This is a genomic window from Paracoccus sp. NSM, assembly GCF_052379855.1.
In the GTDB taxonomy this organism is placed as follows: Bacteria; Pseudomonadota; Alphaproteobacteria; order Rhodobacterales; family Rhodobacteraceae; genus Paracoccus.
Genome location: NZ_JBQTCG010000008.1, coordinates 76,854 through 91,774, shown reverse-complemented (window position 1 = coordinate 91,774; position 14,921 = coordinate 76,854). Strand labels below are relative to the sequence as shown.

Genomic DNA, 14,921 nt, shown 5'->3' with positions numbered 1-14,921 from the left:
TGCCGCCCCCCGGCGCGGGGGCTAAGGTGGCGGCTTCAAGACAGGTGCCCGATGACCCAGACACAAGAGGCCGCATACAAGGTTCTGGCCCGGAAATACCGGCCCGAGACCTTTGCCGACCTGGTGGGCCAGGATGCGATGGTCCGCACGCTGAAGAACGCCTTTGCCGCTGACCGGATCGCGCAGGCCTTCGTGATGACCGGCATCCGCGGCACCGGCAAGACGACCACGGCGCGCATCATCGCCAAGGGCATGAACTGCATCGGCCCCGACGGCACGGGCGGCCCCACGACCGAACCCTGCGGGCTCTGCGAGCATTGCGTGGCCATCGCCGAGGGCCGCCATGTCGACGTGCTGGAGATGGACGCGGCCTCGCGCACCGGCGTGGGCGACATCCGCGAAATCATCGAATCGGTGCATTACCGGGCGGCATCGGCGCGCTACAAGATCTACATCATCGACGAGGTCCACATGCTGTCCACCAGCGCGTTCAACGCGCTGCTGAAGACGCTGGAAGAGCCGCCTCCGCATGTGAAGTTCATCTTTGCCACGACCGAGATCCGCAAGGTTCCGGTCACCGTCCTGTCGCGCTGCCAGCGCTTCGACCTGCGCCGGATCGAACCCGAGGTGATGATCGCCCTGCTGCGCCGCATTGCGGATGCCGAGGGCGCCTCGATCACCGATGAGGCGCTGGCGCTGATCACGCGCTCGGCCGAGGGTTCGGCGCGAGACGCGACCTCGCTTCTGGATCAGGCGATCAGCCATGGCGCGGGCGAGACCACCGCCGATCAGGTCCGCGCGATGCTGGGTCTGGCCGACAGGGGCCGGGTGATCGACCTGTTCGAGATGATCCTGCGCGGCGATGCCGCCGCCGCCCTGACCGAGTTGCAGGGCCAGTATGCCGATGGCGCCGACCCGGTCGCCGTGCTGCGCGATCTGGCGGATGTGACGCACTGGATCTCGGTCGCGAAGATCACGCCGGACGCGCTGGAGGACCCGACGGTCGCCCCCGACGAACGCCTGCGGGGCCGCGACCTGTGCGAGCGGCTGCCGATGCGCGTGCTGTCGCGGATGTGGCAGATGCTGCTCAAGGCGCTGGACGAGGTCTCGGCGGCGCCGAACGCGATGATGGCCGCCGAGATGGCGGTGATCCGCCTGACCCATGTGGCCGACCTGCCCGACCCCGAGGCGCTGATCCGCCGGGTCCAGCAGGCGCAGAACGCGGGCGAATTCGCGCGCGCACCCGCCATGGCCGGGACCGGTTCGGGGGCGGGCGCGCAGGCGGTGGAAGCCCCTCACGCGATGCGCCGCGCCCGCCCTGCACCGGCGGTCCAGTCGCGCGGTTCCGCGGCGCAGGCGCTGGCCGTGGCACCGGAGCTGGTCGAGAGCTTTCCCGACTTCGGCTCGGTCGTGGATCTGATCGCGCGGATGCGGGACATGACGCTGCTGGTGATGGTCGAACGCCACGTCTCGCTGGTGCGCTACAGCCCCGGCCGGATCGAGTTCCAGCCGCGCGGCAATCCTCCGGCGGAACTGGCACAGCGTCTGGCGGAACGCCTGCGCGGCTGGACGGGCGGGCAGCGTTGGGCGGTCACGGTCACGAACGAGGACGGCGCGCCCACCATCGCCGAGATGCGCGAGGCCGAGGAACGCGAGGCCCAGGAACGCGCCCTGGCCCTGCCGATCGTGCAGCAGGTTCTGGCGGCCTTTCCCGGCGCGACCCTGACACGCGTAACACGCGCCGCGCCCCCGCCCGACATCGCGGACGAGGCCGAGGGCGCCGGCAATCCCCATGACGGAACCCAGGGCCCGGTTGCCGAGGTTGAGGAATGGGACCCCTTCGAAGATGAGGACTAGACGATGATCAAGGGATTGGGCGGCATTGGCGACATGGCCAAGATGATGAAGGCCGCCAAGGACATGCAGGACAAGATGGGCCAGATCCAGGAGGACATGGCCCGCATCACCGTGACCGGCGAATCCGGCGCGGGGCTGGTGCGCGCGACCTGCACCGCGAAGGGCGAGCTGACCGCGCTGGAGATCGACCCCTCGATCTTCGTTCCCTCGGAAAAAGAGGTCGTCGAGGACCTGATCCTTGCCGCTGTCAAGGAGGCGCAGCGCCTGGCCGAGGAACGGATGAAATCCGAGATGGCGAAGATGACCGAAGGGCTGGGCCTGCCGCCCGGCATCAAGCTGCCCTTCTGAGCCATGCGCGACCCGCAGGCCGAGGGCAGCGACGACATTCAGGCGCTGATCGCCCTGATGGGGCGCCTGCCGGGGCTTGGCCCCCGCTCGGCCCGCAGGATCGTTCTGCAACTGATCCGCAGGCGCGGCGACCAGATGGCGCAGCTTGCCACTCTGATGGAGAAGGTCGCGCAGAACTCGCGCGAATGCCTGTCCTGCGGCAACATCACCGACCGCGACCTCTGCGCGATCTGCTCTGACCCGGCCCGCGCCACGGGCGAGATCTGCGTGGTTCAGGATGTGGCCGACCTGTGGGCGCTGGAACGGGGGCGGGCCTTTCGCGGGCGCTATCACGTGCTGGGCGGCACCTTGTCGGCGCTGGACGAGATCGGCCCCGAGGATCTGGGCATCCCTCAGCTTCTGGACCGAATCGCCGCCGAAAGCGTGTCCGAGGTGATTCTGGCCCTGAACGCGACCGTGGACGGGCAGACCACCGCCCATTACATCGCCGACGCGCTGGAGGGGCAGGCCGTCACCGTCACGGGCCTGGCCCAGGGCGTGCCGATCGGCGGAGAGCTTGATTACCTGGACGACGGCACGATCAGCGCGGCCCTTCGGGCACGGCGGCGTCTGTGATCACCGGATCCGGGCGGGCGCCAGGGCGCGGGCCAGGCTGGCCTCGCCGCGGCCATGGAGGGCGGGGTTGTAATTGCGGATCGTATCGCTCCTTGCGGTGTCCAGCAGCTGGTTGCCGATCTGCGCCGGCGTGGCATCTGTGAACTTGCTGCCCAGAACCGCCGCATAGCCGCTGACCACCGGAGCCGCGTAAGAGGTGCCCGCGAGCCCTGTCAGATCGCCGCGCACGCCCACCGTCAGGAACTGTCGCTGCACGCGGCGGTCATGGCCCGGACGGTTCGAATAATGCGCCAGCTCGGCCCGGTCCGTGGGCGAGCCGTTGCGGTCCAGCGCGCCGACGAAGATCGCCGCATCGCTGCCGACCAGCGCCAGGTTCAGATAATCGCTTCGACCCGCGCGATTCGCCCGGCCAAGCGCAACCCCGTCATTGCCCGCCGCCTTGACGACCAGCGCCGAACCCTGGCGCGCATGACGGATGATCGAGGCCTCTTGCGCCGACCATGCCATCCGGGCGGGGTTGTGACCGGCGGGCGCGTACATCGCGTAGCTGAGATTGACGATGTTCAGCCCGGCGCCAGGCCCGACCTGACGCCCCGCGCCCATATCGTGCCGACGAACCTGCGCCTGCGGCGCCAGCAGCGACAACGTAAGCTGCGTCCAGTCGCCGTGACGGAGGCTTTGGCGACCATTGCCCAGATTGCCCTCGATCCGGGCGCCGCGCTCGAAGCTGTCCACCACGGTGATGGTCGCACCTTGCCCGCGATAGCCCGCATTCCAGGCATTGGCGATGTCGGGATGCATCCATGGGCGCAGCTGTGGCTGGTTAGCCTGGCGCGAGGTCGGGCGCGTCGTCCCGACACTGCGCTGGCTGACGGCCACCGGACGCGTGCTCTGCCCCGCCTTGGCAAAGCCCTGCCCCAACGCACCAATCGCCGGACCCTGGGCCGACGCCACCTGCGGCGCGGCAAGCGACAGCAGGATGGCCAGCAGGGCGGCAATGGGGCGGTGTCGGCGTGTCATTATGCATCCTCGTTTGTCCGGATGCAGTCCTAAACTGGCTGATGGTATCACTGCCATACCGCCAAACGGATGGGAACCATTCTTTCGGATGTATTCTGCGGCCTTTCCGCCAAAGGAAAAAGGCCCGCCCCCTGCGGCAGGGGACGGGCCTTTTCCTATCGGGACGAAACCACGATCAGGCGGCGGCTTTCGCCTTTTCGACGATCGCACCGAACGCCTCGGGCTCGTTCACGGCCAGATCGGCCAGAACCTTGCGGTCAACCTCGATCCCGGCTTTCGCCAGCAGGTTGATGAAACGCGAATAGGTCATCTCGGCATCGACCAGACGGACGGCGGCGTTGATGCGCTGGATCCACAGGGCGCGGAAGTTGCGCTTGCGGTTCTTGCGGTCGCGGGTGGCGTACTGGTTCGCCTTGTCCACGGCCTGGGTGGCGGTGCGGAAGTTCCGCGAACGCGCGCCGTAATAGCCCTTGGCTTGATCCAGGACCTTCTTGTGGCGGGCGTGGGTGACCTTGCCGGATTTAACTCGTGCCATTGTTCAGTCCTCGGATCAGCGGTTGTAGGGCATGTATTTCTTGACGATCTTGGCATCCGCGTCGCAGAGGACCGTGGTGCCGCGCGCGTCACGAATGAACTTCGTGGTGCGCTTGATCATGCCGTGGCGCTTGCCGGCCTGGGCGGATTTCACCTTGCCCGAGGCCGTGAACGAGAACCGCTTCTTGGCAGCGGATTTGGTCTTCATCTTCGGCATTTTCATCTCCTTCATCAGAGTGAACGCGCGACTCGGCAATGCCAACTTGGCCGGCCGCACGGGATCGGAAGCGTGCCTGATAAGCGCGCTTGCGGGATTTGGCAAGAGGGGTCAGGGCGCGATGCGGCCCGTCAGCCTATCCAGCGAAGCGGCCAGCCCTTCGGGGCTGAAGGGCTGGGGCTGCATCGCAAAGGCCCAGAAGATCAGCAGGATGCCCGCGACGAAGGCCAAAGCCGCCGCGCGCGGCGGCTGGATCCGCAGCAGCTGGACCACCGCCAGGACGACCGACAGCAGGCACAGGACCAGACCGGCCCCCAGAAGAATATCCGTCATCGCAGACCCCCGTTGATGCGTGGCCCGATTACTCGGGATCGCTGGCGTAGATCAAGCGTTCGTCGCAGGGCGCGATCCGCAGGATGTTGGTCGATCCGGCCACGTTGAAGGGCACGCCGGCCATGACCACGACCTTGCGGGTCTCGTCGGCGAAACCGAACTTGCGCGCGGCGCGGGTGGCGTTCACGACAGCCTCCTTGAAGCGCGACAGGCGCGGCGTGGCGACGCCATGGGTCCCCCAGGTCAGACAGAGGCGGCGCAGCACGCGATCCTCGGGCGACAGGGCCATGATCGGCACGCGGGGGCGTTCACGACCGACCAGGCTGACGGTCTGGCCCGACTGGGTGAAGACGCAGATCGCCGCGACATCGGTGGTTTCCGCGATCTCGCGTGCTGCGGTCACGATGGCGTCGGGGACCGAGGACAGCGAAGCCTTGCGCGCGGCCTCGATGATCGAGCGGTAGTTCGGGTCCGCCTCGACGGACCGCGCGACGCTGTCCATCGTGGTCACGGCCTCGACCGGATAGCTGCCCGCGGCGCTTTCGGCCGACAGCATCACGGCATCGGCGCCTTCGTAGATGGCATTCGCCACGTCGCTGACCTCTGCACGGGTCGGCATCGGGCTTTCGATCATCGATTCCAGCATCTGGGTCGCCACGATCACCGGCTTGGCGGCGCTGCGGCACAGGCGGACCAGACGCTTCTGGATCGGCGGAACCGAATGGACCGGCAGTTCCACGCCCAGGTCGCCCCGCGCCACCATGATCCCGTCCGAGACCTTGAGGATCTCGTCAAAGGCGCGAACGGCGGCGGGTTTCTCGATCTTGGACAGGATTGCGGCGCGACCGCGGGCCAGGACCTTGGCCTCTTCGACATCCTCGGGGCGCTGCACGAAGGACAGGGCCAGCCAATCGACGCCCAGCTCGCAGGCGAATTCCAGATCGGCGCGGTCCTTGTCGGACAAAGCCGCCAGCGGCAGGACCACGTCGGGGACGTTCACGCCCTTGCGGTCGCTGATCTGGCCGCCCACCGTCACGGTGCAATCGGCGTGATCGGGGCCGCAGGACACGACCTTGAGGCGGATCTTGCCGTCATTGACCAGAAGCTCGGCGCCTTCGACCAGGGCCGCGAAAATCTCGGGATGGGGCAGTTGCACGCGGCTGGCGGTGCCCGGCTCGGGGCTGAGGTCGAAACGGAACGATTCGCCCTCGGTCAGGTCATGGGGACCGGCGGCGAACTGGCCCACGCGCAGCTTGGGGCCCTGAAGGTCGGCCAGAACGGCGATGGGGCGGCCCGTCTCGGCCTCGATGGCGCGGATCGCGTCATAGCGGGCGCGGTGATCCTCGTGGCTGCCATGGCTCATGTTCAGGCGGAACACGTCGGCCCCCGCTTCAAACAGCGCCCGGATCATCTGGCTGCTCGAGGATGCCGGCCCCAGAGTGGCCACGATCTTCACGTTGCGATGTCTTCTCATTCTTCCCGCCCCTCTGACGTTTAGCGCTATCTATGCCGCAATTGCTGCGTGGCGGCAACTGGCGTCCGGTCCGGTTTCGTCGTAAGCAGGCGCGCAGCATGAATGATGACGCGACCATGACGGAAACCGCCTACTGGATCGAGGGCCAGAATCGACCCTCGCGCTGGCTGATCACCTGCGACCATGCCACGAACCGCGTGCCCGACTGGATCGGCGGCGGAGACCTGGGCATCGCGCCCGCCGACATGGCCCGCCACATCGCCTATGACGTGGGCGCGGCAGGTCTGGCCTCGGCGCTGGCGGAGCGGATGGATGCACCGGCGATCTTTTCGGATTTCTCGCGGCTGGTGATCGACCCGAACCGCGGCGAGGACGACCCGACCCTGCTGATGCGGCTTTACGACGGGACCGTGATCCCCGCGAACCGCGATGCCGACGCGGCCGAGCGTGCGCGGCGGCTGGACCGGCTGCACCGCCCCTATCACCGGGCGCTGACGGCGCTGGCCGACGCCCATCCCGCGCGCTGCGTCTGCGCGATCCACAGCTTCACGCCGCAGCTTCGCGGCCGCCCGCCCCGGCCCTGGCAGGTGGGCATCCTCTATTCCCACCGCGACGCACGGCTTGGTCCGGCCATGGTCGCGGCCTGCCGCGACGAGGGCTGGGTCACCGGCGAGAACCAGCCCTATGACGGGCATCTGGACGGGGATTCCATCGACCGGCACGCGCTGGCGCAAGGGCGTCCGAACATGCTGATCGAGTTGCGCAACGACCTGATCGCCACGCCCGAGGGGCAGGCGGAATGGGCCGCGCGTCTGGCGCCGGTCATCGCGCGGGTGCTGGCGCAGGCGGGGCTTTAGCGCGTTTGGCGGGGACGGCAGGGGGGCGCTGCCCCCCGATCGCCTGCGGCGATCTCCCCCCGGGATATTTGGACCAAGGCAAGGACGGGCGCCGTCGGAAGGATTTTCCGGCGGCGCCTTTTTTCGTCAGACGGCGGCCTTGCGGCTTTCGTCCAGATAGATTTCGCGCAAGCGGGTGGCCACGGGGCCGACCTTGCCCGAGCCCACTGCGGCCCCGTCGATGCTGACGACCGGCATGACGAAGGCCGAGGCCGAGGTGATGAAGGCCTCGTCCGCGGCCTGGGCCTCGGCGATGGTGAAGGCGCGTTCCTCGACCTGCATCTGCGCCTCGGCGGCGAAGCGCAGGACGGCGGCGCGGGTGATGCCGTGCAGGATGTCGTGGCTGAGCTGGCGCGTGATGATCGTGTTGCCCTTGACGATATAGGCGTTGTTCGACGTGCCTTCGGTCACCTGGCCGTCCTGCACCATCCAGGCATCGTCGGCGCCGCGGGCCTTGGCCTCCATCTTGGCCATCGAGGGATAGAGCAGCTGCACCGTCTTGATGTCGCGGCGACCCCAGCGGAGATCCTCGACGCTGACCACGCTCCAGCCGGTTTTCGCGGCGGGGGCTTCGGCCAGGCCCGGTTTGGACTGGGTGAACATCACCACCGTCGGGGCCGTGTCCTCGGGCGGATAGGCGAAATCGCGGTCGCCGGGATTGCCGCGCGTCACCTGAAGATAGACGAGCCCGTCGATGATCGCGTTGCGGGCGACAAGATCGCGATGCGCGGCAAGGTATTCGTCATCGCTGAGCGGATTGGCGATGGCCAGTTCCGACAGCGACCGCTTGAGGCGGACCATGTGGCCCTCGAAGTCGATCAGCTTGCCGCCCAGCACGCTGACGACCTCGTAGACGCCATCGGCCATCAGGAAGCCGCGGTCGAAGACCGAGACGCGGGCCTCGGATTCGGGCAGGTAATCGCCGTTCACATAGACTGTCCGCGTCATCGAGATCCTCCTTGCGCGTGGCTTGCGCGCCGGTCCTGCGCCCAAAGCGGCCGCAGGTCAAGAACCCTGGCATCACGCGCGACGCAGCTTGCGGAACGCGGCCGAGGCGCCCCAGCCCGCCAGCACCGCCACGGCCAGCGACATCAGCCCGTAGATCAGCGGCTGGTCGAAGGCGAGCCGGTAGAGCCAGCGTTCCAGCCCGACCTTGCGGACCATGATCGGGGCGCGGTGGACATCGATCACCTGCCCCTCGCGCACGAGGAAGATGCGGGTCTTGTATTCGCCCTCGACCAGGGTGGCGGGCAAGGCGATATCGGCGCGGAACAGCGTTTCCTCGGCCAGATGGACGCCGTCCTCCTGAAGAAGGAAGCGGCCCTCGTCCTCGCGCAGGCGCAAGAGCGCCTCGGTGAAGGGGAGCGTGTCGCGGACCTCGAGCGCGCCTTCGAAGGCGCGCATTGCTTGCGGCAGCGAGATGCGGTAGCGCGCATCCCATGCGGGGTCGAGGATCTGGTCCAGCGGTCCGGACGAGGCGACGGCGTAATAGCTGGGCGCGGAGCCGATCTCGACGCGGTCGGTGTTGATCCAGATGCCCGCGCGGCGGGCCTTGCGCCAGACGGTCAGCGCCTGCGAGGGGGCCTCGACCGTGACGATGACATGCAGCGGCGTGTCGGGGATCGGCGTCTCGCGCCGGATCGCGCCGTAGATCAGGATGTCCGAGCCGTCGAAGCTGGCCGTGATCGCCACGGAATCGCTGGAGAGGCCCACCACGACCTGTTCGGCGGGCTGTTCGGCCTCGGGGCGGCTGATGTTCTCAGGCGCGGGCGCGCGGGGCAGGCCCGGATCGGGATAGAGCGGATAGGCGCCATCCTGCGCCAAAGCCGCCGGCGCGAGGATCAGCGCAAGGATCAGGGCCAGCCGCCGCATCAGCGCGCCCTCACCACGATGGAATAGAGATCCTCGGGCGGCAGGAACAGGTCCAGCGCCAGCTTGCCGCAGACCGCCAGCACCAGAAGCGCCAGCAGGATGCGCAGTTGTTCCGCACGAAGCCGTGCGCCAAGCGTGGTGCCGACCTGCGCCCCCACGACTCCGCCGACGATCAGCAGCACCGCCAGCATCACATCGACCGTGTTGTAGCTGACCGCATGCATCAGCGTCGTGAAGGCCGTGACGAAGGTGATCTGAAAGAGCGACGTGCCCACGACGACCTTGGTGGGCATGCCCAGCAGGTAGATCATCGCAGGCACCATGATGAAGCCGCCGCCGACGCCCATGATCGCGGCCAGCACACCCACCGCAACGCCGACCAGCAGGGGCGGAATGACGCTGATGTAAAGGCCCGAGGCGCGGAACTTGACCTTGAGCGGCAGGCGATGGACCCACATGTGGTCATGCAGCTTGCGCCTTGGCGCGGCGGGATTGCGGGCGCGGCGCAGGGCGCGGATGCTTTCCTGCAGCATCATGGTGCCGATCAGGCCCAGAAAGACGACATAGCAGAGCTGCACGACCAGCTCGACCTGACCCAGCCTTTGCAGGACGTTGAAGACCAGCACCCCGAGCGCCGATCCGACAAGCCCCCCCGCCAGCAGCACGCCCCCCATGCGGAAATCGACCGTGCGGCGCTTCATATGGGCCAGCACGCCCGACACGGAAGAGGCCACGACCTGATTGGCGCCGGTCGCGACCGCAATGGCGGGCGGAATGCCGATGAAGAACAGAAGCGGCGTGATCAGGAAGCCACCGCCCACGCCGAAAAGGCCGCTCATCAGCCCGACCAGACCGCCAAGGCCGATCAGGGTGAAGGCGTTGACCGAAACCTCGGCGATGGGAAGATAGATCTGCATGCTGCCGCGCCGGTTGCCTTGATCAAGGATGCAACACCCCCCGGCAGAGGTCAAACCGCTTTCGCCTGCGTCGCAACGGGTTGAAGCAGGCGCAGGCGGCGGCTAATCAGGTCCGGTCACGATGGCGTGCGCGCGACCGCGCGGGCCGCGTTCGGCGGGGGACTTTCGGCATGCGCATCCTGATCACCAATGATGACGGCATCAACGCTCCGGGTCTCGAGGTGCTGCATCAGATCGCCACCGAACTGGCCGGCCCGCATGGCGAGGTCTGGACCGTCGCCCCCGCCTTCGAGCAATCGGGCGTGGCCCATTGCATCAGCTACACCCACCCCACGATGATCGCGCGCCTTTCGGAACGCCGCTATGCCGCCGAGGGCAGCCCCGCCGATTGCGTTCTGGCCGCCGTGGGCGACCTGATGGCCGATGCCCTGCCCGATCTGGTCCTGTCCGGCGTCAATCGCGGCAACAATTCGGGCGAGAACGCGATGTATTCCGGCACGATCGGCGGCGCCATGGAAGCCGCGTTGCAGGGCCTGCCCGCCATCGCCCTGTCGCAATACCTTGGCCCCGAGACCGCCGATCTGGCCGACCCGTTCGAGGCCTCGCGCCAGCACGGCGCATCGTTGATCCGGCAGCTTCTGGACCACGGCGACTGGAACTCGGACGAGGATTTCCGCCTGTTCTACAACGTGAACTTTCCGCCCCTGCCTGCCTCGAAGGTGCGCGGCATCCGGGTGGCGCCGCAGGGCAAGCGGCGCGGCAGCCGGTTCGGGGTGGTGCCCTATACCGCGCCGAACGGGCGGCGCTTCATGTGGATCTCGGGCGGCTCGCAGCAGGCCGAGGCGCAGCCGGACAGCGATGTCGCGGTGAACCTGGACGGTTACGTCTCGGTCACGCCGATGCGGGCGGACCTGACATGCCACGCCTCGCTTTCGCGGCTGGCCAGGGCGCTGGACGGCAAGCCTCTGGCGTCCGGGGACTAGGCCATGACCGAGGACGAAGCCGAGGACATTCCCGATCACGACCCCGCCGAACGCAAGATGCGGTTCCTGTTCGCGCTGCGCTCGCGCGGGGTGACGGACCCCCGCGTGCTGCAATCGATGGAGCGGATCGACCGGGGCCTCTTCGTGCGCGGCCAGTTCGCAGACCGCGCCTATGAGGACACGCCGCTGCCCATTCCCTGCGGCCAGACGATCAGCCAGCCCTCGGTCGTGGGGCTGATGACGCAGGCGCTGGCGGCAGGCCCGCGCGACACCGTGCTGGAGGTCGGCACCGGCTCGGGCTATCAGGCGGCGGTTCTGGCCGGCCTCTGCCGCCGGGTCTATACGGTGGACCGCCACCGTCGGCTGGTACAGGAGGCCGAGGCGATCTTTCGCGATCTGGGCCTCTACAACATCACCGCGCAGGTGGCCGACGGGTCGCGCGGGCTGCCCGATCAGGCGCCCTTTGATCGCATCCTCGTGACGGCGGCCGCCGAGGACCCGCCCGGCCCGCTGTTGGCACAGCTGAAGATCGGCGGTATCATGGTGGTTCCGGTCGGGCAATCGGACGCGGTCCAGACCCTGATCCGCGTCACGCGGTCCGAAACCGGTTTCGATTACGACGAATTGCGACAGGTTCGTTTCGTTCCGCTGGTCGAGGGGTTGGGCCAGACATGACCCCCGCCGGCGGTTGGGCAGGCAGGCTGAGGGCAAAAGATCATGAGTGTGAATTTAAGGCGGCTTGCCGCGACGGGCGCTGTGCTGGGCCTGCTGGCCTCTTGCGGGCCGAATGGCGGCTTTGACCCCGATCTGCGCGGCTGGATGCCGGGCAATCTGGCGACCGACGATGCGGCCGCAGCAGCACCCCCGCGCCCCGAACCCGACCAGCGCGGTGTGATCACCTTTGCCAATGGTCAGGTGGTCGTGGCCCGCGCGGGCGACACGCCCGCCGCCATCGCGGCGAGGCTGGGTTTGGGCGCGGCGGAACTGGCGCGCCACAACGCGCTGATGCCCGACACGGTGCTGGAGGCCGGGGCCGTGCTGGTCCTGCCCTCGCGCGTGGCGGGTGCGCCTCAGGGTGGCGCGGTGGGTGCAGCCGGGGCAGCGGCGGTGACGGATCCCTTCGCGAACCAGCCCTCGCGCAGCACGGCACCGACCGGGACGCCCCCGGCGGCGACCCCTGCCCCCGCATCCCCGGCCGCCTCGCCGCGCGAGCATGTCGTGACGGCGGGCGAGACCGCATGGTCGGTCGCGCGGCGCTATAATGTGACGGTGCAGGATCTGGCCGCATGGAACGGATTGCCCGCCGATATGGGCCTGCGCGTGGGCCAACGCCTGCTGATCCCCCAGCCGGGCCAGCAGCGCCCCGCGACCGCCGCCACGACGCGCCCCGGTCAGGGCAGCCAGACGCCGCCGCCGCCCTCGGCCTCGGCGCCTCTGCCGGACGAGGCGACCGCCCCGGCCGCCAGCCCCGGCCCGGCAGCGCCTGCCGCCGATCTGGGCGCCACCCGCACGGCCGCCACGGCCAGCCGCTTCCAGATGCCGGTTTCGGGGTCGATCGTGCGGCTTTACGAAAAGGGCCGCAATGACGGCATCGGCATCGCCGCCTCTGCGGGCGCAACGGTCAACGCGGCCGGCGCGGGAACGGTCGCGGCGATCACCCGCGACACGTCTGGCACCCCCATCGTCGTGGTCCGCCATGAGGGCGATCTGATGACCGTCTACGCGGGCCTTGGCGACGTCAGCGTCGCGCGCGGGGACAGCCTGTCGGCGGGTCAGGCCCTTGGCCAGGCGGGCCAGAGCGGCGTCGTCCATTTCGAGGTCCGCCGCGGCTTCGAGAGCCTGAACCCCGAGAGCTTCCTGAACTGACGCGCCGGAACGGCAGGGCCGCATCGGCGCACAATGCCTGTGCGGTCCGGCTTATCCCATCCTGTGGGGAAACGCGTTACATATGAGTTGCACAAAAAGGGTCCGGCCATGTATCGTAACACCCCTCGCAGCTATGGCGCGGTCGCGCGCGCGTTCCACTGGGCCACGGCGCTGGTGATCCTGGGCAATATCGGGCTGGGCCTTGTGGCGCACCGGCTGCCGATGGATCAGCTGGCGCTGAAATTCACGCTGTTCTCGCTGCACAAGACGCTTGGCGTGGCGGCGTTCGCGCTTGGGGCGGCGCGCATCCTCTGGGCACTGAGCCAGCCGCGCCCCGTGCCCCTGCACCCCGAACGCCGGGCCGAGACCACCTTGGCCGAGGCGGTGCATTGGGTGCTTTACGCCTCGCTGATGCTGGTGCCGCTGACCGGCTGGATCGAACATGCCGCGACCGAGGGCTATGCGCCGATCCTCTGGCCGCTTGGCCAGGGCCTGCCGATGGTGCCGAAATCGCCCGAACTGGCGCTAACCATGGCTGCGCTGCACAAGACGCTGGCCTGGGTGCTGATCGGCGCGGTGGCGCTGCATGTCGCAGGGGCGCTGAAACACGCGCTGATCGACCGCGACCACGTGCTGTCGCGGATGCTGACCGGCCGCGCGGCGGGCCGGGCCGCGCCCGGCGGGGGTCATGCCCTGCCCGCGCTGGTCGCGCTGGCGGTGCTTGGCGCCGGGGCCGGTTGGGCGCTGAACGTGCCGCAGCCGCAGGCGCCGGTCGCCAACCTCGAGGCGCAGGCCTCGGAATGGCAGGTGCTTGACGGGGATCTGGCCTTTTCCGTGCGCCAGATGGGCGCGCCTGTGCGCGGCGGGTTCAGCGACTGGACGGCCTCGATCAGCTTTGATCCCGACAGCGGCACGGGCGCGGTCAGCGTCTCGATCAACCTGCAAAGCGCGACGCTCGGCACCGTGACCGATCAGCTGCGCGGACCCGATTTCCTGGACGCCGAGGCCGCCCCCGTGGCCCTGTTTCAGGCCGATATCCGCCCCGAGGGCGAAGGCTACATCGCCGAGGGCAGCCTGAGCCTGCGCGGCGAAACCCTGCCCGTCACCCTGCCCTTCGATCTTGAGATCGCGGACGGCATCGCCCGGATGCAGGGTGCGACCGTGCTGGACCGCCGCGACTGGGGGATGGGCGCGGCCTATCCCGATGACGGGACGGTGGGCTTCGATGTCGCGCTCGAGGTCAGCCTGCAGGCCACACGTTGACGCGGTTGTGCGCTGAAGGACAGCCAGTGTTCGCCCATCGTGAATTGCGCAAAGGCCGCCGTCGGGGGATGGTGCGGCATCATATCAAGGAGACTGCCATGCTGAAAATCAGCGCCATGACCGCCGGTTTCGTCCTTGCCGCTACGGCCGCGATGGCCGAGCCGCAGACCTATCAGTTCGACACCAGCCACAGCCAGATCATGTTCAGCTATGATCACCTTGGCTTCTCGACCACGATGGGCATGTTCGGTGACATTACCGGCACCATCGTTTTCGACGCCGAAGATCCCGCCGCCTCGTCGGTCGAGGCCAGCTTCCCGGTCGCCTCGCTGATGACCGGCTACGCGGACCGCGACGCGCATTTCCTGTCGGGCGATTTCTTCGGCAGCGAGGCCGCCGCGCCGGAAGTCACCTTCACCTCGACCTCGATCGAGGTCACGGGCGAGGACACCGCGCTGATCTCGGGCGATCTGACGCTGAACGGCGTCACGCGCGAGGTCGTGCTGGACACCGTGCTGAACGGCCAGGGCGACCACCCGATGATGAACCGCCCCTGGATCGGCTTTGACGCGACCGCGACCGTCCTGCGCAGCGACTTCAACCTGGGCATGTTCGCCCCGGCCGTGTCCGACGAAGTCGAGATCCGCATCTCGGTCGAGGCAATGCAGCCCGAATAAGCGCTGGCACGAGACCGGCACAAAGAAACAGGGGCGGGTGAAAACCCGC

At 68.3% G+C, this 14,921-nt stretch carries 17 protein-coding genes; 9 read left to right on the top strand and 8 right to left on the bottom strand.

Translation table 11 applies throughout. The annotated features are described in order from the left end of the window. Positions 1-51: 51 nt before the first annotated feature. The 3 genes from ACTZWU_RS12460 to recR are packed head-to-tail and all read left to right on the top strand — an operon-like array spanning position 52 to position 2,820. Positions 52-1,857: a DNA polymerase III subunit gamma/tau gene (locus ACTZWU_RS12460; RefSeq protein WP_444737683.1), complete on the top strand. Its 1,806-nt coding sequence runs from the start codon at positions 52-54 to the stop codon at positions 1,855-1,857. A 3-nt stretch (positions 1,858-1,860) separates the two neighbouring features. Then, positions 1,861-2,205 (top strand): YbaB/EbfC family nucleoid-associated protein, encoded by a 345-nt coding sequence (locus tag ACTZWU_RS12455; RefSeq protein ID WP_444737682.1) that lies wholly within the window; start codon positions 1,861-1,863, stop codon positions 2,203-2,205. A 3-nt stretch (positions 2,206-2,208) separates the two neighbouring features. Continuing rightward, complete coding sequence (recR, locus tag ACTZWU_RS12450) at positions 2,209-2,820, top strand: recombination mediator RecR (RefSeq protein ID WP_444737681.1); 612 nt, start codon at positions 2,209-2,211, stop codon at positions 2,818-2,820. On the opposite strand, the gene ACTZWU_RS12445 is transcribed toward recR, so the two are convergent. The 5 genes from ACTZWU_RS12445 to pyk form a co-directional block, all read right to left on the bottom strand. Continuing rightward, a complete protein-coding gene (locus ACTZWU_RS12445; RefSeq protein ID WP_444737680.1) occupies positions 2,821-3,840 on the bottom strand; it encodes a S8 family serine peptidase in 1,020 nt (339 codons plus the stop codon). Positions 3,841-4,015: 175 nt separating this feature from the next. Then, positions 4,016-4,375: a 50S ribosomal protein L20 gene (gene rplT, locus ACTZWU_RS12440; protein WP_444737679.1), complete on the bottom strand. Its 360-nt coding sequence runs from the start codon at positions 4,373-4,375 to the stop codon at positions 4,016-4,018. 15 nt (positions 4,376-4,390) lie between these two features. Beyond that, a complete protein-coding gene (gene rpmI / locus ACTZWU_RS12435; RefSeq protein ID WP_444737678.1) occupies positions 4,391-4,591 on the bottom strand; it encodes a 50S ribosomal protein L35 in 201 nt (66 codons plus the stop codon). Between the two features lie 111 nt (positions 4,592-4,702). Next, complete coding sequence (locus tag ACTZWU_RS12430; RefSeq protein WP_444737677.1) at positions 4,703-4,924, bottom strand: hypothetical protein; 222 nt, start codon at positions 4,922-4,924, stop codon at positions 4,703-4,705. 28 nt (positions 4,925-4,952) lie between these two features. After that, positions 4,953-6,398, bottom strand: coding sequence for a pyruvate kinase (pyk, locus tag ACTZWU_RS12425; RefSeq protein ID WP_444737676.1), 1,446 nt, complete (start codon positions 6,396-6,398; stop codon positions 4,953-4,955). A gap of 116 nt (positions 6,399-6,514) precedes the next feature. Here pyk and ACTZWU_RS12420 point away from each other — a divergent pair, with 116 nt between their 5' ends. Then, the gene (locus ACTZWU_RS12420; RefSeq protein ID WP_444737720.1) at positions 6,515-7,255 is read left to right on the top strand and encodes an N-formylglutamate amidohydrolase; all 741 of its coding nucleotides are present in this window, start codon (positions 6,515-6,517) and stop codon (positions 7,253-7,255) included. Positions 7,256-7,381: 126 nt separating this feature from the next. Here ACTZWU_RS12420 and ACTZWU_RS12415 read toward each other — a convergent pair whose 3' ends face one another. The 3 genes from ACTZWU_RS12415 to ACTZWU_RS12405 all read right to left on the bottom strand — a co-directional run bounded on the left by ACTZWU_RS12415 (position 7,382) and on the right by ACTZWU_RS12405 (position 10,083). Beyond that, positions 7,382-8,242, bottom strand: coding sequence for a D-amino-acid transaminase (locus ACTZWU_RS12415; RefSeq protein WP_444737675.1), 861 nt, complete (start codon positions 8,240-8,242; stop codon positions 7,382-7,384). Positions 8,243-8,314: 72 nt separating this feature from the next. After that, the gene (locus tag ACTZWU_RS12410) at positions 8,315-9,169 is read right to left on the bottom strand and encodes a TIGR02186 family protein (RefSeq protein WP_444737719.1); all 855 of its coding nucleotides are present in this window, start codon (positions 9,167-9,169) and stop codon (positions 8,315-8,317) included. Further along, positions 9,166-10,083 carry a sulfite exporter TauE/SafE family protein gene (locus ACTZWU_RS12405; RefSeq protein WP_444737674.1) on the bottom strand — a complete coding sequence of 306 codons (918 nt, stop codon included), beginning with the start codon at positions 10,081-10,083 and terminating at the stop codon, positions 9,166-9,168. The genes ACTZWU_RS12410 and ACTZWU_RS12405 overlap by 4 nt, the downstream gene beginning before the upstream one ends. 170 nt (positions 10,084-10,253) lie before the next feature. On the opposite strand from ACTZWU_RS12405, the gene surE reads away from it, so the two are divergent. The 5 genes from surE (at position 10,254) to ACTZWU_RS12380 (ending at position 14,872) form a co-directional block, all read left to right on the top strand. Further along, positions 10,254-11,066 (top strand): 5'/3'-nucleotidase SurE, encoded by an 813-nt coding sequence (surE, locus tag ACTZWU_RS12400; RefSeq protein ID WP_444737673.1) that lies wholly within the window; start codon positions 10,254-10,256, stop codon positions 11,064-11,066. A gap of 3 nt (positions 11,067-11,069) precedes the next feature. Then, positions 11,070-11,741 (top strand): protein-L-isoaspartate(D-aspartate) O-methyltransferase, encoded by a 672-nt coding sequence (locus tag ACTZWU_RS12395; RefSeq protein ID WP_444737672.1) that lies wholly within the window; start codon positions 11,070-11,072, stop codon positions 11,739-11,741. 42 nt (positions 11,742-11,783) lie between these two features. Further along, positions 11,784-12,932, top strand: a complete 1,149-nt coding sequence (locus ACTZWU_RS12390) for a LysM peptidoglycan-binding domain-containing protein (protein ID WP_444737671.1) — start codon at positions 11,784-11,786, stop codon at positions 12,930-12,932. A 108-nt stretch (positions 12,933-13,040) separates the two neighbouring features. Beyond that, positions 13,041-14,195, top strand: coding sequence for a cytochrome b/b6 domain-containing protein (locus ACTZWU_RS12385; RefSeq protein WP_444737670.1), 1,155 nt, complete (start codon positions 13,041-13,043; stop codon positions 14,193-14,195). 98 nt (positions 14,196-14,293) lie between these two features. Beyond that, on the top strand, positions 14,294-14,872 hold the full coding sequence (locus ACTZWU_RS12380; RefSeq protein ID WP_444737669.1) for a YceI family protein: 579 nt from the start codon (positions 14,294-14,296) through the stop codon (positions 14,870-14,872). Positions 14,873-14,921: the final 49 nt, after the last annotated feature.